At 61.2% G+C, this 16922-nt stretch carries 15 protein-coding genes and 3 tRNA genes; 5 read left to right on the forward strand and 13 right to left on the reverse strand.

Annotated features, from left to right (window positions below; translation table 11 throughout):
* The first annotated feature begins 11 nt into the window (after window positions 1-11).
* A tRNA-Ser gene (locus FN835_RS04605) sits at window positions 12-101 on the forward strand.
* A gap of 223 nt (window positions 102-324) precedes the next feature.
* Here the strand turns inward: FN835_RS04605 and FN835_RS04610 are convergent.
* Window positions 325-1422 (reverse strand): aldo/keto reductase, encoded by a 1098-nt coding sequence (locus FN835_RS04610; protein ID WP_142662029.1) that lies wholly within the window; start codon window positions 1420-1422, stop codon window positions 325-327.
* A 93-nt stretch (window positions 1423-1515) separates the two neighbouring features.
* On the opposite strand from FN835_RS04610, the gene FN835_RS04615 reads away from it, so the two are divergent.
* A complete protein-coding gene (locus tag FN835_RS04615) occupies window positions 1516-2415 on the forward strand; it encodes a LysR family transcriptional regulator (protein ID WP_142662030.1) in 900 nt (299 codons plus the stop codon).
* Between the two features lie 387 nt (window positions 2416-2802).
* On the opposite strand, the gene FN835_RS04620 is transcribed toward FN835_RS04615, so the two are convergent.
* Complete coding sequence (locus tag FN835_RS04620) at window positions 2803-3705, reverse strand: LysR family transcriptional regulator (protein ID WP_142662031.1); 903 nt, start codon at window positions 3703-3705, stop codon at window positions 2803-2805.
* A 100-nt stretch (window positions 3706-3805) separates the two neighbouring features.
* Between FN835_RS04620 and FN835_RS04625 the strand changes: the two genes are divergently transcribed.
* A complete protein-coding gene (locus FN835_RS04625; RefSeq protein WP_142662032.1) occupies window positions 3806-4567 on the forward strand; it encodes an SDR family NAD(P)-dependent oxidoreductase in 762 nt (253 codons plus the stop codon).
* 253 nt (window positions 4568-4820) lie between these two features.
* Here FN835_RS04625 and FN835_RS04630 read toward each other — a convergent pair whose 3' ends face one another.
* Both FN835_RS04630 and FN835_RS04635 read right to left on the reverse strand, forming a co-directional pair.
* Window positions 4821-5273 carry a hypothetical protein gene (locus tag FN835_RS04630; protein WP_142662033.1) on the reverse strand — a complete coding sequence of 151 codons (453 nt, stop codon included), beginning with the start codon at window positions 5271-5273 and terminating at the stop codon, window positions 4821-4823.
* Window positions 5274-6162: 889 nt separating this feature from the next.
* The gene (locus tag FN835_RS04635; protein ID WP_221930396.1) at window positions 6163-7053 is read right to left on the reverse strand and encodes a LysR family transcriptional regulator; all 891 of its coding nucleotides are present in this window, start codon (window positions 7051-7053) and stop codon (window positions 6163-6165) included.
* A gap of 112 nt (window positions 7054-7165) precedes the next feature.
* Between FN835_RS04635 and FN835_RS04640 the strand changes: the two genes are divergently transcribed.
* Window positions 7166-8479 (forward strand): C4-dicarboxylate transporter DctA, encoded by a 1314-nt coding sequence (locus tag FN835_RS04640; RefSeq protein ID WP_142662034.1) that lies wholly within the window; start codon window positions 7166-7168, stop codon window positions 8477-8479.
* Between the two features lie 671 nt (window positions 8480-9150).
* Here the strand turns inward: FN835_RS04640 and FN835_RS04645 are convergent.
* The 9 genes from FN835_RS04645 to FN835_RS04685 form a co-directional block, all read right to left on the reverse strand.
* Window positions 9151-9543: a hypothetical protein gene (locus FN835_RS04645; RefSeq protein ID WP_185958584.1), complete on the reverse strand. Its 393-nt coding sequence runs from the start codon at window positions 9541-9543 to the stop codon at window positions 9151-9153.
* A 195-nt stretch (window positions 9544-9738) separates the two neighbouring features.
* Window positions 9739-9813, reverse strand: a tRNA-Val gene (locus tag FN835_RS04650).
* Window positions 9814-9873: 60 nt separating this feature from the next.
* Window positions 9874-10221: an HU family DNA-binding protein gene (locus FN835_RS04655; RefSeq protein WP_142662035.1), complete on the reverse strand. Its 348-nt coding sequence runs from the start codon at window positions 10219-10221 to the stop codon at window positions 9874-9876.
* 79 nt (window positions 10222-10300) lie between these two features.
* Complete coding sequence (gene lon, locus FN835_RS04660; RefSeq protein ID WP_142662036.1) at window positions 10301-12718, reverse strand: endopeptidase La; 2418 nt, start codon at window positions 12716-12718, stop codon at window positions 10301-10303.
* 203 nt (window positions 12719-12921) lie between these two features.
* Entirely contained in the window at window positions 12922-13122 is a 201-nt protein-coding gene (locus FN835_RS04665; protein WP_142662037.1) for a CsbD family protein, read from the reverse strand.
* A 115-nt stretch (window positions 13123-13237) separates the two neighbouring features.
* Complete coding sequence (locus tag FN835_RS04670; protein ID WP_142662038.1) at window positions 13238-14056, reverse strand: glycosyltransferase; 819 nt, start codon at window positions 14054-14056, stop codon at window positions 13238-13240.
* A gap of 71 nt (window positions 14057-14127) precedes the next feature.
* Window positions 14128-14211 (reverse strand) — tRNA-Leu (locus FN835_RS04675).
* A gap of 50 nt (window positions 14212-14261) precedes the next feature.
* Window positions 14262-15218 carry a lipoyl synthase gene (gene lipA / locus FN835_RS04680; RefSeq protein WP_142662039.1) on the reverse strand — a complete coding sequence of 319 codons (957 nt, stop codon included), beginning with the start codon at window positions 15216-15218 and terminating at the stop codon, window positions 14262-14264.
* A 141-nt stretch (window positions 15219-15359) separates the two neighbouring features.
* A complete protein-coding gene (locus FN835_RS04685) occupies window positions 15360-16106 on the reverse strand; it encodes a TerC family protein (protein WP_142662040.1) in 747 nt (248 codons plus the stop codon).
* Window positions 16107-16301: 195 nt separating this feature from the next.
* On the opposite strand from FN835_RS04685, the gene FN835_RS04690 reads away from it, so the two are divergent.
* Window positions 16302-16847, forward strand: a complete 546-nt coding sequence (locus FN835_RS04690) for a peroxiredoxin (protein ID WP_142662041.1) — start codon at window positions 16302-16304, stop codon at window positions 16845-16847.
* Window positions 16848-16922: the final 75 nt, after the last annotated feature.

The raw sequence follows: 16922 nt of genomic DNA on the forward strand, positions 1-16922 counted from the left end.
GCCGTCCGGTCGGAGGAGTGGCAGAGTGGTCTAATGCACCGGTCTTGAAAACCGACGTGGGGGTAACTCCACCGTGGGTTCGAATCCCACCTCCTCCGCCACTTCGCTTGGCAAAACCAATCTCCCAAAATCGCAGCGGCAACATTTTATCGTTATTTTCGACAGTTATGCGTGAAGACGGCTTCACCGTTCCCGTCTGTATGTGACCGAAACTCATTCTCCAGGCGCCATATTCTCTCAGGCCGCTGACGGAGTCAGGTTCGTAAATCGCCAATAATGCTTTGCTTTCGCTAGCTAAAATTAGCGCGGCGCCGCGTCCATTGTCTAGCCGCGCATCCAAGGCGTGACCGAGGTCCCACCGAACAGAATCTCGCGCGGAATGTCGAAGATGAAATAGGGGTTGATCGCGGGCAGCGCACTGATCCGGTCCAGCCGCGCCTGCTGATCGTCAGAGAAGGAGAGCGCCAGCGCTGCCATATTGCGCTGAACCTGATCGGGCCGACTGGCCCCGAGCAACAACGAGCCCATGCCGCGTCGTTGCAGCACCCAAGCTAGGGCGACCTGCACCATCGGCACCTCCAGTTCCTCAGCAACCTCGCGCACCGTATCGACAATGTCAAAATTGCGTTCGGTGAACAGCATCCCGCCATAGGGGTTGGCGCCATTCAGGCGTTCCTTCGCGCCTTCGCCGGTATCCGCGCCGCTGGGCACTGTCGCGCCCTCACCAGCCTCCGCAATCTTCTCGCGCCCGTACTTCCCCGTCAGCAAGCCGCCTGCCAGCGGACTCCACGGCATCATGCCTAGGCCGAACTCCTGCGCCATGGGCAGCAGGTCCAGTTCCACACCGCGCTCCACCAACGACCACGCGTATTGCAGGCCGATCGGACCCGGCAGGCCATGCGCGGCGGCCAGCGTCGCCACCTTGGCCACATACCATGAGGGGGTGTTCGAGAAGCCGTAATACAGGATTTCCCCCCGCGCGACGGCATCGGTCAGAGTGCGCAGCACCTCGTCGGCGGGGGTCACGCGGTCCCAGACATGCATCCAGTAAAGGTCGATCCGGTCGGTCCCAAGCCGCCGGAGCGCCCCCTCGATCCCCGCACGTATGTTAAACGCGCCGTTGCCGCCATGCATCGGGTGCCCATCGGCACGCGAAAACCCGGACTTGGTGGAGATCACCAGACGGTCGCGCAACCTGCTGTCGCCAAGAAAGCGGCCCAGCATCCGCTCGCTTTCGCCGCCACTATAGACATCGGCGCTGTCGATCAGGTTGCCTCCCGCCGCGACATAGGTGTCGAAGATGGCGCGAGAGGTGTCTTCGTCCGCGCCCCAGCGTCCTGCGCCGAAGGTCATCGTGCCAAGCGCAAGCGGGCTGACGATCAGGCCGGAACGTCCGAAGCTGCGATAGTCGGTCATCTGCATTAAGTATCTCCTGTGTTCATCAATGAAGATAGCGGATGCCATGGCGTGGATTAGACGCTATCCCTGCGATGAGCCTGTGAGGAGAATTCAGCAATGGCGCGACCGCCGCTCAATGATCTGGCTGCATTCGCAACCGTAGCTCGATGCCGTAGCTTCACCGCCGCCGCAGCCGAGATCGGCGTTTCGCCCTCGGCGCTGAGCCATGCCATGCGGGGGCTGGAGGCGCGGCTTGGCGTGCGCCTGCTGGCACGCACGACCCGTTCGGTCGCCGCGACCGAGGCCGGGAGGCGCCTTCTTGACCAGCTGGGACCCGCGCTGAACCAGATCGAAACCGGACTGGCCGCGCTGTCGGACTGGCGGGACAGCCCCGAAGGCGTGGTCCGGCTGACCACGTTCCATTGGGTTGCTTCGAACTTCCTCGCACAGCGGCTGCCAGGATTTCTAAGCGCGCATCCGGGCATCAGGGTCGAGGTGACGGTGGATGACGGGTTTCAGGATATCGTGGCGAACGGCTTCGACGCAGGGCTTCGTTTTCGCGAGGATGTCGAGAAGGACATGATAGCGGTGCGCGTGGGTCCGCCCTTGCGCCACATCGTCGTTGCAACCCCGACTTATTGGAACGCGCATGGTCGTCCAGCGCATCCCCGCGATCTGCGTAACCATTCCTGCGTGGGGTATCACAACCTGACCAGCGGCACCATTATGCCGTGGGAGTTCACACAAGGCGGGCGGGATCTTCGACAGCGGGTGGATGGGCCGCTGACCTGCAATTCCGTCGATCTGGCGATGGCGGTGGTCCTTTTGGGCGAAACCGTCGGGCTGTTCATGGAGGACGACGTGCGCGAGGCACTTTCATGCGGGATGTTAGAGCAGGTGCTGGACGACTGGTGCCCACCTTTCGACGGCGTCCACCTCTATCATCCGGCCCGCCGCCAGACGCCTCCCGCCCTGAGGCACCTGATCGACTTTCTGCGGAGCAATGCGGATGGATAGTGATCGCAGCGACATCTGAATACTGTGTTGCATCTGACCGGCGGGAATGGGCCGAGCGCTCGGTCTGATCGGGAATTAGATAAGTGCCCGAAATCTGCCGGTCGCTGTGCCGCAGCATGTGGCTCGGAGCCCCTCTTGGACATTTGTGTTCGGTGCAGCATCGCTTTCATCCCACAGAGACGGCGAGCCGGACTGCACCCGCAAAGCCGGATCAAGCCCGAGCAGTGAAGGACGTTTCATCCGGCCCGCGAACGCCAGAGAGAGCGGCGGAATATCCACACGCGGACGTAATCGGGCCTCGACGAAAACAACCTTCGGCTCCTGGCAGTCTTGGCAAGTCGATCGGCACTCTTCAGGATGCACCGTATCAGGAGGTTACTCCCCGCCTTATTTCGTTGCGCCTCCGATTTGTGGACCGAGAGTAGAGATCAGCCAGTCAACGAAGACCCGAACACGCAGGGAGAGCTGGCGACTGCTGGGATAGAGCACCGACACCGGGGTCGGGCTTGGCCGGAAGGTTTCGAGGATCTCGACCAGCGCGCCAGAGGCCAGATCGTCAACGAAGCGGGCGCGCGGTGCCTGAACGATCCCCATGCCCCGCCTTGCAGCCGCGGCGCTTGTCTCCGCAGCTGACACTTGCAGGCGCGACGGCAACGCAATCTCGACCATCGCCCCCGCCACAGTGAATTCCAGCGGCAGAGGCCGGTCCGTGCGCGACGACACAAAGCCGATCATCAGGTGCCCTTCAAGATCCTTGGGGGATCGCGGAACGCCGTGCCGGGCCAGATAATCGGGACTGGCGCAGGTTATCTCCTCCAGATTGCCCACCTGCCGTGCGATCATCTCGCTGTCGCCGAGGACGCCGCCGCGCACCACACAGTCGATCCCTTCTCGCACGAGATCGACATAACGCTCACTTTCGCTGATCCGCACCGTCAACGCCGGATGCGAGGCGAGAAATGCCGGCAGCGACGGCAGCAGCATGGTCCGGGCAAGATAGCCGGGGGCACCCACATGGAGCACACCCGCGACCTTGCCGCTGATGCCGCGATCGGCATCCTCGATATCGGCAAGGATCGCGAGGCATCTGCGGAAGTATGCCTGCCCCTCCTCGGTCGGTTGCACATGACGAGTGGTGCGCTGCAGGAGCCGGACCCCGAGCCGCTGCTCCATCTCCTTGATTGCTGAAGTCGCGACGGGCCGGGAGATACGAAGATCTGCCGCCGCGGCGCTGAAGCTGCCGCGCTCGACGATGCGTACGAAGAGTTCCATAGAAGCGAGACGATCCATGGGCTTTATTCTGTATTTCGGAACAACGCTGACGGCAACCGCCGTCTAATCGGCGGCAGCGCGGTTCCGTATCTTTGGGGGGCAAGCAACGGAGGCTTACATGTCCAATTCTCCCCGCATCGCTTTGGTCACCGGCGGCAGCCGCGGCCTTGGCCGCTCGACCGTCGAGGCTCTGGCCCGCCGCGGCGTCACATCCATCTTCACCTACAACAGCAACCGCGCCGAGGCTGATAAGGTCGTGGCCCTCGCCGGGCAGGTCGGCGCCAGAGCAATCGCGCTGCAGCTCGACACCGGAGCGACGGCTGGTTTCGAGGCTTTCGCGACGGAACTGCAGATCGCTCTAGCCACGCTTGGCGCGGACAGGATCGACTATCTGATTAATAACGCCGGCACATCCAGCGCAATGGGCTTTCTCTCTGCCGACGAAGCCGAGCTCGACGCGCTTTATGCCGTCCATGTAAAAGGCGTATTCTTCCTGACGCAAAGGCTTGCGCCGCTGATCCGGGACGGGGGGCGGATCGTTAATATCTCCTCTGGCCTGACCCGAGTGACGATGGCCAACCGCGCCGCCTATGCGACGATGAAGGCCGCGGTAGAGACAATGACGCGCTACATGGCGTTCGAGCTTGGGCCGCGCGGCATCGCCGTGAACTGCGTCGCCCCCGGCGCGATCGCGACCGACTTCAGCGGCGGCGCCGTGCGCGACAATCCCGCCGTGGCCAGTGCCATCGCGGACATCACCGCGCTCGGGCGGCCAGGCGTCGCTGATGACATCGGCCCAATGATCGCCGCGCTGCTTTCGGAAGACAATCGTTGGGTGAACGGCCAACGGATCGAGGTCTCTGGCGGGATGCGGCTCTGACGCAGCCGTAGCGCTGATTGCCTCGGGTTCTGCAGCGCCTCACGTGGGAACGGTGGCGCTGCAGCATTTGCGCCGCCGTTGCGCAGAAAAGGCCACCGCCCGGCATCCGACGCTGGTAACCGCCCGCTCCGAACGCGTCACCTTGCGGGGACTGCGGCTTGATGTGGTAGCAGCCGTTCCGAGGCTATTCTGGCCCAGTGCGATGGTAATGTTGCAGGGTGAGCGTCTGCTCCATCCGCGGCGCAGAGGCTGCTCATCTCGAAATGCTGCGCCTCGTGCTGGATGGCTGCTTCCGGAAACGCCGCCGCGCAGCATCGGCGAGGCTCGACCGGCGGCAATGGGCCGCCATTGCGGCTTGGGCCGTTTTATTCATCTTCATCAGGATGCGGGTGAGATCCGGATCGACCCGGCGCTGCGCGATGAGCCCCTCCAGCTGCAGCGGCTCGACGATATGGTGGTAGCCGTAAAGGTCCAGAGCCTCGCGCATATCCTTGATGATGCGCTCCTCATGCCCACTGCCGGGGAGGCGAAGGGCGATGGCGCGGGCAAGATCGGACCAGTCGACCAGGACCAGTTCCAGATCGGCAACGACGCCCTCCATGGCTTCCACGGCCTCAGCGAATTCGGATTCCAGCTGCTGGCGGCGATGCGGGGCCGGCAGACCGCCGATGGCCATGACGATCAGCTGATCGGGCAGGTTGATCACGCCAGAGGACGGGAGGTGAAAAGCTGTGACATGGCGCAGGCAATCCGGCAATAGGCCTGATTTCACATCACTCCCACCCGAAAGACCTCGCCGAAGACCGGCCCTCCCGATTTTCAGAATCACCCCGGATCTGCTAGCACCTGCGAAAACGGAGACAGGAATACAGGAGCCAAGCCCGGTTCTCCAACGCGAGTTCATCGCAGCCCTTGAGCGCGGCCGCCGGCTCGCCCATGACATCCTCACCGGCCCGGTCATGCTCGATCGCAACGAGGTGGCGCGTCTGATATGGCCGGATTGTGCTCTCGTCCCCGGAGCGCTCCACGAGATGATCCCACTGCGACATCTCCTCGCGCTCGATGGCGCCGGCCTCGGCTCGCGCTTCCCAGACTGGCAGATCCAGAAAGACGGCCTGTCGTGCTCCTAGGTATAGCTGGAAGTTTGTGATGGCCCCGAGGGGCGGCATATCAAGGCGGCGTTCAAGTCACCGTCAATTTCTGCAGAGAAAGGAAGATGCCGCATGACTGCTCCTCTGCCGTGGTCATGAACTACGTCTTGGCCCAGGCCTGCGACCAAAGGGTGTGGCAGATGTTCAAATTTCACCCTCGATAACGCGACCTCGCGCGTGTTCCGTTCGCTGGCAATCTTTTCTAGTTTGAACCGCCTTTACGACAAGGCGCCTGAACGGCCATTTCGGCGAATACTGTCGAACAGGGTGATGACGGGCAATGCCCATCCAACGATTTACGTCGGAACTGATCTGTCCAAAAACACGATTGCTGTCGCGATCGCAGATAATTGAGGAAGGCCTTTTGCCGACAGTTGTGTCGAGGAGGATCGAGGTGCGGGACGACTTGTCGCGCCAGCTTCGCGGCGATCCTGACCATCCGTATCAGGCTGAAACCTCGTGACGCTCGGCGCGGACATGCGCCAAGAAAGCTTGCAGGGCCGACCCCTGTTCGTCGCGCCGATAGACCATATAGACCTGCGCCATCGGCGGGTCCGGGCGGATCGGCAGGAAGGCAAGCGGTCCGGCCGTCAATCGGGCGATACCTGCGGGCACGATGCTGACCCCGAAACCGGACGCGATCAGCGAAGGTATGGACTGCGCATCCACGACCTGCTGCGACACCTTGGGCTGATATCCCGCGTCGATGATCCGCGACAGGACATAGGTCGCGAAATCCGAACTGTCCGGGCGCAGCAGCACGTGATCATCATCACGCAGGTCCGCGATCGAGATGGCATCCTGCGTGGCCAGCGGGTGGTCTTGCGGCAACAAGGCCACCATTTCCTCGCACCACGCAAATTCATGGGTCAGGTCGCGATTGCGCGGGATCGAACGGTTGAAGCTGACATCCGTGCGGTGGCTGATCACCTCGGTGATCTGGACCGATGGCGGCTGCTCGGTCACGCGCAGGGTGATTCCCGGATTGCGGACCGCGAACCGCGACAGCAGATCCGACAACCCGCCGCGTAAAATCGAGCCGGTTGCACCTATTTCAAGCATCCCGGCCTGGCCTTGCTGAATGGCCGCGATTTCTTGGGTGGCACGTTCGTATTGATCCAGGATCGATCGCGCATGGCCCAGGAACGCCTCACCCGCGCGGGTCAGCGTCACCTTGCGGCTGGTGCGCAGGATCAGCTGGGCTGCCAGATCCCGCTCAAGTGTCTGGATTTGCGTGCTGAGCGGGGGTTGCGACATATTCAGCCGTTGCGCGGCGCGGGTAAAGCTCAGCTCTTCGGCCAAGACCACGAAGCATTGCAGCTGACGCATTCTCATATCGTTACCCTATTGATCACCGTTAAATCGATATTAGACACGAAAGTGTCATTCCCGAATAGTCCGCAACAGACCCGCAGAAAGACGCGGTCAAGCATCGGGAGGATAGGCCATGCCGAATTGGTCAAAGTCATTGTTCGGGCAAGTGTGCATCGCGCTTGTCCTTGGAATCGCAGCGGGCTTCTTTGTCCCTGAACTAGCGACCAAGATGAAACCCTTGGGCGATGCGTTCATCAAGCTGATCAAGATGTTGATCCCGGTAATCGTATTCTGCGTGGTGGTCCACGGCATCGCGGGTGCGGGCGATCTGAAAAAGGTCGGGCGCGTCGGCGTGCGTGCCATCGTCTATTTCGAGGTGATCACGACGATCGCACTGATACTTGGCATTCTGCTGGCCTATCTGTTCGGGCCCGGTCATGGCATGAATGTCGATATCAGCAAGCTGGATCCGTCGGCACTGTCCAGCTATGTCGATCGCGCGCATGAGGTGTCGGATGGCGGCACGGTCGCATTTCTGCTGAAGCTGATCCCGACCACGATGATCAGCGGCTTTGCCCAGGGCGATGTGCTGCAGGTGCTGGTCGTGGCAGTGCTGTTCGGCTGCGCTCTGTCGATGATCGGCGAACGCGGCAAGCCCCTGATGCACATGATCGAACTGACCGGCGAGGTCACGTTCAAGATCATGTCCTATATCGTCCGCCTTGCGCCTTTCGGCGTCTTTGGGGCGATTGCGTTCACGGTGGGCAGCTATGGCATCGGGTCGCTGGCACAGCTTGGCTATCTGGTGGCGCTGTTCTATCTGACCATCGCGATCTTCGTCTTTGGCGTGCTGGGCTTTGTCATGCGTCTGGCAGGCTTCAACGTGGTCAAGCTGATCCGCTACATGCGCAGCGAAATCGGCATTGTCGCTGGGACCGCCAGCAGCGATGCCGTGCTGCCCCAGACCATGCGCAAGCTGGAGCATCTGGGCATCAAGGGTTCCACCGTCGGGCTGGTGGTGCCCACCGGCTACAGCTTCAACCTTGACGCATTTTCGATCTATCTGACGCTGGCTGCGGTGTTCATCGCGCAGGCCACCAACACGCCGCTATCGACGGTTGACCTGCTGACGATCCTTGGTGTCGCGCTGATCACCTCGAAGGGCGCGCATGGCGTTCCCGGTTCGGCCATCGTCATCCTGGCCGCGACGCTGACGGCTGTCCCGGCGATCCCGGCCATAGGTCTGGTTCTGGTGCTGTCGGTCGATTGGTTCATGGGCATCGCACGCGCTTTGGGCAACTATCTTGGCAACTGCGTCGCCACCGTGGTCGTCGCCTCGTGGACCGGCGACATCGACAAGGCGCGTGCACATCGCATCCTTGACGGCGAGAGCATGCCACCTCTGGAACAAAGCGACGAACTGGAACCGACCGAACGCTTGGCGTGACGACAAAAGAACCCGGCGGAAACGCCGGGTTCATGCTTTGGATAGCATGGATGGACCTTTGCCGCGCCTAGCTGTGGAATGGCGTACCTGGCTCAAAAGGCGTTTCAGCACGATCAAGCTGGCAATGAGAACCGTGAAGTACTAGTTGGGTTAGCGCGGGCCGAGCGGCGAGCACCTGATTTCTCTCGCGCGGCATTCCGACGCCATCGGAATGCAGCATTTCGTGCTCTGGAAACGGTTAAACAATGGCGACATCGGGATTGTTACCACCATGCACGAGCGGGTGCACCAAGTCGGCCGATTCAAGGACGACTTAGAATAAGTCATTGAAAAAAATTATAGGAAACGGAATCGCAGGAAGTCCAACCGAAGTGGAACAGGTCGAATATCAGGCCCATCCCCTCCGCCATACGGCTTGGCAAAACTGCTCTCACGGCGGATCGGCACTATTATTTCCTCGTTATTTAAGAGGGATGTAACGGTGCAACCCTTCACCAATGATCGCCGTTCAGGCCCGAAACGTGGGGCGGCTGGGCGGACATCTTTACGCCCGGCAGCTTGATCAGCTCAAGCATGTGGCACCAAGCGTCGAGCAATGCACGCAGACATGCGCTGCATCCCACGCGGCTGAGCATTGAAGGCTTAGGTGTAAAACACCCAAGCCTGTTCAGCTATTTCGCTGGCAAACGCTCAAGCTCGGGGAAGGGTTGCCACGGCACGTCCTTGCGGTTGCAGATCGGGTGATCCAAGGTGCCGCCTGCGATGCGCCCATCACGCAGCGGGATGCCGATGCTGCGCACGCCCACATAGACGCCTGAAACGTTCTTGCTGTCGGCCCTGACGCATACGCCCTGAACACCGTCGCGGAACGTCGCGACGTTGGAAATCTCGGCCTTTCGGATCGACGCGGGATCATAGATCAGCTGTTCGGCCCCCTTCACGATCTCGGCCCGCAGCGCCGCGTCGGGCGGGGTCGATGCCGCGATCACCTGGCCGTAATTGTCAGCCGTATTGCAGGCGGCCAGAAGCAACGCCGCTCCCATAAGAATCAACGAATTCCGCATGTTCCGTCCCCACGATGATCCGCATTTGATCAAAGGCTATGCGGCGAAAGGGACGAAGGAAAGACACCACATGCCGGATGACACAGCTTTTCCGCAGCAAGCCATCACTTGGCCTGCCAAAGATTCATCGAACCCCCGCACGCTTCGCAAACTAAAACCCCGCGCCATTTAAGGCACGGGGTTTACAAGGAATGATGGTGGGCGATAACGGATTTGAACCGCTGACATCTTCGATGTGAACGAAGCGCTCTACCGCTGAGCTAATCGCCCGGTCCGCGCTAGATAGCCGCAGTCTTGCGGGTCTTCAAGGGTAAAAAAAGACGCGCCGGGTCAATCTTCGTCATCGTCCCGGACGGTGACATCGCCACTGCGCCGGCGCAGGCGCAAGACGATCACCTCGGCGCCCGAGACGTCGCGTTGGCGGTTGATCCGGGCCCGCCCCAAAGGCGGCAGCGCCAAAGTCTGGCCCGCCGCCATCGCTTCGCCCAGTTCGGCCAGCGTCGCTTCGACGATGTCCTTGATCTGGGCGTTGCGCATCCCCGTGCGATGCGCGATGCGGCTTAGGAACTGCCGTTTTTGCAGAACCTTTGCCGTGCCCGGATCGCCCTCTGCCTTCGGTGCTTCGACCGGATGGCGACGATCCCTTGGCAATTCCTCCTCATGGCCCCTACCCGCCATGTCACCTCCTGCATTGGGTTGAACGCAGCATACTGGTTAAAAAGAACCGCGCGAGGCTTCCCCCGCGCGGTCCATTGGCTCAATGAGCGACCTTACTGCCGCCGCTGCCCTGATCGCGGGCCGCGGCGAGTCTACTGGCCTCGGCTGCCTCTTCGGCGGCTTCGTCCCATTCGATCGCCTCGGGCTTGCGGATCAACGCATGTGCCAGAACTTCGCGCACATGGCTGACCGGAATGATCTTTAGCCCTTCCTTCACATTGGCCGGAATGTCGGCCAAGTCTTTTTCGTTATCTGCCGGGATCAGCACCGTCTTGATGCCACCGCGCAAAGCGGCCAGCAGTTTTTCCTTGAGCCCGCCAATCGCCAGCGCATTGCCGCGCAGCGTGACCTCGCCCGTCATGGCGACATCCTTGCGGACCGGGATCTGCGTCAGCACCGACACGATCGAGGTGACCATGGCCAGACCAGCCGAAGGACCATCCTTGGGCGTCGCGCCTTCGGGCACGTGGACGTGGATGTCCACCGTTTCGAACTTGGTGGGCTTCACGCCGATTTCCGGGCTGATCGAGCGGACAAAGGACGACGCGGCATCGATCGATTCCTTCATCACCTCGCCCAGCTTGCCGGTCGTCTTCATGCGGCCCTTGCCGGGCAGTTTCAGCGCCTCGATCTGCAGCAGATCGCCGCCGACCTGTGTCCAGGCCAGCCCCGTGACCACGCCGACCTGATCGTCTTTTTCGGCCAGACCATAGCGGAAGCGGCGGACGCCCAGATATTCCTCGGCCTTTGCCTCATCCACGGCGACCGAGGTGACCTTACCTTTCAGGATTTCGGTCACGGCCTTGCGGGCCAGCTTGGCGATCTCACGCTCCAGCGACCGCACACCGGCTTCGCGGGTGTAGTAGCGGATCACATGGGTCAAGGCTTCGTCGCTGACCGAGAATTCGCCCTTGCGAAGACCGTTGGCCGTGATCTGCTTGGACAGCAGGTGGTGGCGCGCGATCTCGCGTTTCTCATCCTCGGTATAGCCGGACAGCGAAATGATCTCCATGCGGTCCAGCAGGGGGCCGGGCATGTTATAGCTGTTGGCCGTGGTCACGAACATCACGTTCGACAGGTCGTATTCCACCTCAAGGTAGTGGTCCACGAACGTCGCGTTTTGTTCCGGGTCCAGCACCTCCAGCATCGCCGAGGCCGGGTCGCCACGGAAATCCTGCCCCATCTTGTCGATCTCATCGAGCAGGATCAGCGGGTTCGTGGTCTTGGCCTTTTTCAGCGCCTGAATGATCTTGCCGGGCATCGAGCCGATATAGGTCCGGCGGTGGCCGCGGATCTCGGATTCGTCGCGCACGCCGCCAAGGCTGATGCGGATGAATTCGCGACCCGTTGCCTTGGCGACCGAACGCCCCAGCGAGGTCTTGCCGACACCCGGAGGGCCGACGAGGCACAGGATCGGACCTTTCAGCTTGGCCGAACGGTTCTGCACGGCCAGATATTCGACGATCCGTTCCTTGACCTTTTCAAGGCCATAGTGATCGGCGTCCAAAACCTCTTCTGCCTTGCCCAGATCCTTGCGGGTGCGCGACTTCACGCCCCACGGCAGCGCCAGCAGCCAGTCCAGATAGTTGCGCGACACCGTGGCTTCGGCCGACATTGGCGACATCGACTTCAGCTTTTTCAGCTCGGCATCCGCCTTTTCGCGGGCTTCCTTGCTGAACTTGGTCGCGGCGATCTTTTCCTCAAGCTCGGTCAGCTCGTTCGAGCCATCCTCGCCATCGCCCAGTTCCTTCTGAATGGCCTTCATCTGCTCATTCAGATAGTATTCGCGCTGCGTCTTCTCCATCTGGGTCTTGACGCGAGATTTGATCTTCTTCTCGACCTGCAGCACGGACATTTCGCCCTGCATCAGGCCATAGACCTTTTCCAGACGCTCGGCAGTGTTCAGCGTCTCAAGCAATTCCTGCTTTTTATCCAGCGAGATACCCAGATGGCCGCTGACCAGATCGGCCAGACGCGCAGGTTCGCGCGCTTCGGCCACGGCCGAGACGACTTCTTCGGGGATGTTCTTGCGGACTTTGACGTAACGCTCGAATTCCTCGGCCACGGCGCGGGTCAGCGCGGCGCGGGTATCGGGATCGCCATCCTCCTCGGAAAGCGGCTCGCAGCTGGCTTCGAAGTAATTTTCATTCGACACGAAATCGGTGATCCGCACGCGCTCGCGCCCTTCGACCAGCACCTTGACGGTGCCATCGGGCAGCTTCAGCAGTTGCAGCACATTGGCCAGAACGCCAGTGCGGAAGATTCCGTCATCTGCGGGCTCATCGACCGCAGCGTCTTTTTGCGCCGCAAGCAGGATCGGACGATCCTGCTCCATCACGGCTTCCAGTGCCCGAACGGATTTCTCGCGCCCCACGAAAAGCGGCACGATCATGTGCGGGAAAACCACAATGTCCCGCAACGGCAGGACGGGATGGGTGGTTTGGGCGAATTCGTTCATGGAATCAGTCCTTTCTCGCCAGAAGACGTGGCCCCGGAATAGGCAGCACAGGTCTCCTGCTTTGAGACAAGATAAGAAGGCCGGGCTTCGGGTTCAATGGCTTCTTGGTTCCCCCTCTGTTCGTTCGCTTTTTGCCAATGAAACAGGCCCCCGGCGGAACCGGGAGCCTTGCAATACTCCGAAACATGATTGCTGCGTTCAGATCAGACTTTTTCGCGGAAGAAATCGTCCACCTGACGTTCGGCCTCTTCCTTGGTCCAGCCGTATTTCTCTTGCAGCTTGCCTTCCAGACGGTCGCGGCGTCCGCCCATTTCGGTCAGTTCATCATCGGTCAGGTCGCCCCATTTCTCTTTCACGGAGCCTTTGACCTGATTCCATTTGCCTTCGATAATATCCCAGTTCATCGCGCATTCCTTTCCGTTGCTGGATCGTTTGCGATCATGGAAAGAAAACGCCCGCGACCGGGTGGGGTTCCAGCCGTTTCGCACCAGACAATCACGCCCGCGCGAGGTGTGCTGGTCAACCGGCGACCAGATCGGACAGCACGCCAGCGGAAAGGAACGGGAAATCGCGTTGCAGGATGCGGGCGAAACGCGCGTCATCCATTGGTGCGATGCCCGCCACGGCATTTTCGCGGATTTCCAGCGAATCGTGCCCGGAAAACTTGGTTTGCAACGATCCATAAGGCACGGGGTCGCACAGGCTGGGAAAGCGGCGCCCCAGCCCATAATGGCCAAAGGCAAAGATCGGCTTGCGATCCGGCAGACGCGCCGCGACCCCTGCCCCGTGGAACGGTTTCAGCAGCTCATATCGTTGCAGCCCGTTGCCGTAGTGCGTCGCCAGCAAGGCACGCGGCAGCGAATAGGCAAAGGCCGCATAATCGCGCATGACGACCGACGCACGGCGAAGACGGGCGATGTAATCCACCGACAGGCAATCATCATCATCCAGGCGGAACTGCACCAGCGGGCCGGGATATTCCGCCAGCACGGATTGCAAGGCACGCCCGATGTCGTTGGCGTCCGAGACCCGCAACTCGGCCTGCGGCACCGCATCACACAGCGACCGAAGCCGCGCCAGCCATTCCGGCGGCAATTCGGGCGAGGTCAGGACCAGAAAGCGAAAATCACCATCCGTCTGCGCCGCGACCGAGGGCAGCGTCAGCGTCTCGAAGCTGCGAAAGCGTGCCACCAGACGTTCGGTCCGGTATAGTGCGCGGGCGACGTCCTGGCGTGCCGCCTCCTGCTCGGGCGAATCCGGTGCGGTGCCTTTATAAGCACCCCAATCCCCCCGCCCCAGAAAGGAAAATCGGCAAATGCCAAGAATGGGTTCAGCCAATTAAGCAATACCTTGCGGGGAAAATCGAAGCCAATTCCAATCAACGGCGCCGCGCGCCGCATATGGTATTGTGGTACCCGAGGTCGGACTCGAACCGACATGCCTTGCGGCGGCGGATTTTGAATCCGCTACGTCTACCATTCCGTCACTCGGGCCTTCTGCATTCCGCCCTAAGGCGCAATGCGGGGGTTTGCAAGGGGTCGGATCAGGCCCGGCCCAGTTTCTTCAGGCGCGCGTCGCGCAATTGCGCGAAATCGTCGCCTGCATGATACGAAGAACGCGTCAAAGGCGTTGCCGACACCATCAGGAAGCCCTTGCCATAGGCGGCCTTTTCATAGCCCGCGAATTCTTCGGGCGTGACGAAACGGTCCACGCGGTGGTGCTTGGGCGTCGGCTGCAGATATTGCCCGATGGTCATAAAGTCGATGTCGGCAGCGCGCATGTCATCCATGACCTGCAGGACGCTTTGCCGATCCTCGCCCAGTCCGACCATGATGCCCGACTTGGTGAACATCGCGGGGTCCAGTTCCTTGACCTTTTGCAGCAGGCGCAGCGAGTGGAAGTAGCGCGCACCGGGCCGCACGGTGGTGTAAAGATGCGGCACCGTCTCAAGGTTGTGGTTGAAAACGTCGGGACGTGCCTCGACCACGGTTTCCAACGCGCCGGGCTTGGATTTCAGGAAATCCGGGGTCAGCACCTCGATGGTCGAGGAAGGTGAGCGATGACGAATCGCGCGGATGGTCTGGGCAAAGTGATCAGCGCCGCCATCGTCCAGATCGTCGCGATCGACCGAGGTGATGACCACATGGTTCAGCCCCAGCTTTTGCACGGCATGGGCGACGCGGCCCGGCTCGAACACGTCCAGCGCATTGGGCTTGCCGGTGGCAACGTTGCAGAAGGTGCAGCCGCGCGTGCAGATCTCGCCCATGATCATCATGGTGGCGTGGCCTTGGGACCAGCATTCACCGACGTTCGGGCAGCCGGCTTCCTCGCAGACGGTGGACAGGCGGTTTTCCCGCATGATGTCGCGGGTCTGCTTGTAGCCTTCCGAAGTCGGCGCCTTGACCCGGATCCAGGAAGGCTTCTTTGGCTGTTCCTGATCGGGCCGGTGGGCCTTTTCGGGATGGCGTTGATCGGGCATCCGAAGATCGCGCAAGGTCATGGTCCTTTCGGTCGCGGTTCCATGACAGATAGACCCTCATATCCCGGAACGCAACGCCATGCCGATATGCGAAAAAGGCGGGGATCGACCCCGCCTTTTCATCTTTGTGACCGGGCCACAGGCCCGCGTCGGAAAAGGGCCTCAATGGCCCGCGTTCCGGCGCGCCTTCCTGCCGTTTCTGGCCCACATGTTCAGCGCCTCGACGATGGCCGAGAACGCCATGGCCGCGTAGATATAGCCTTTGGGCACATGCACCCCGAAGCCTTCGGCGATCAGCGTTGTGCCGATCAGCAGCAGGAACGACAGGGCCAGCATCACGATGGTCGGGTTCTTCTCGATGAAGTTCGCCAGCGGGTTCGCGGCCAGCAGCATCACCGTGACGGCGGCGACGACGGCCACCACCATGATCTCGACATGCGGGGTCATGCCGACCGCCGTGATGATGCTGTCGATCGAAAAGACCAGATCCAGCACAAGGATCTGCACGATCGCGGCGCCAAAGGTGGCCGTGGCCGTGCCCACCATGCTGTCCTCGTGATCGGTGGGATCGACGTGGTGGTGGATTTCCTTGGTCGCCTTCCAGACCAGAAACAGGCCGCCCGCGATCAGGATCAGATCCTTCCACGACAATTCGTTGCCAAGGATGGTTATGACGGGTTCGGTCAGCCGGACGATCCATGCGACCGTCGCCAGCAGGCCAAGCCGCATGATCAGCGCAAGACCGATGCCGATGCGGCGGGCGCGTTCGCGCTGCGACTCGGGCAGCTTGTTCGTCAGGATCGAGATGAAGATAAGGTTGTCGATGCCAAGAACCACCTCCATGACCACAAGCGTGGCCAGCGCCACCCAGGCGGCGGGGTCCTGCATCAGGGCAAGAATATTCTCCATTGGTCCTTTTCCGGTTTCAGGTCCGCGACATGCGTGACGTCAAACCCCTAATACGGCATGGCTTGTTTAGGTTCCATGTCGCTTGTACGGAACATGCTGCCATGCGGCGTTGCGCATTCTGCGTCGCGGCACTAGGTTGCGCGCGAACAGCCGCAAAGAGGCGCGGGACCGCCCGCGCCGAACCAGGAGAATGACATGCAAATCGGTAACAAACTGCCGCAAGTGACCTTCCGCACCCGCGTCCGCGACGAATCCATCGAGGGGCCGAACCCCTATCGCTGGCAGGACGTGACCAGCGACGAATATTTTGCGGGCAAGCGCGTCATCCTGTTCTCGTTGCCGGGTGCGTTCACGCCCACCTGTTCGACCTACCAACTGCCGGGCTTTGAAAAATCGGCTGCGGAAATGGCGGGTCTGGGCATCGACGCGATCTACTGTATGTCGGTCAACGACAGCTTCGTGATGAACCAGTGGGCCAAGTCGCAGAACCTTGAAAACGTCTCGGTCATCCCGGACGGCTCGGGCGAATTCACCGACAAGATCGGTATGCTGGTGCGCAAGGACAATCTGGGCTTCGGCGCGCGCAGCTGGCGCTATGCCGCCGTCGTCAAAGACGGCGTCATCGAAGCATGGTTCGAAGAGCCGGGCCGCTGCGACGATTGCGGCGACGACCCCTACAGCGAAACCTCGCCCGAAACGGTCATGGCTTGGCTGAAGGCCAATGCAAACGTGGCTGCATGATCGGCTGCAAGCTGCATCTACATGCGAAAGGGCGCCCGGTCTGGGCGCCCTTTTTCGTTTACAGCGTTCCGGCGC

Origin of the sequence: Paracoccus laeviglucosivorans (genome assembly GCF_900182695.1) — a bacterium.
GTDB classification, from domain to species: Bacteria; Pseudomonadota; Alphaproteobacteria; order Rhodobacterales; family Rhodobacteraceae; genus Paracoccus; species Paracoccus laeviglucosivorans.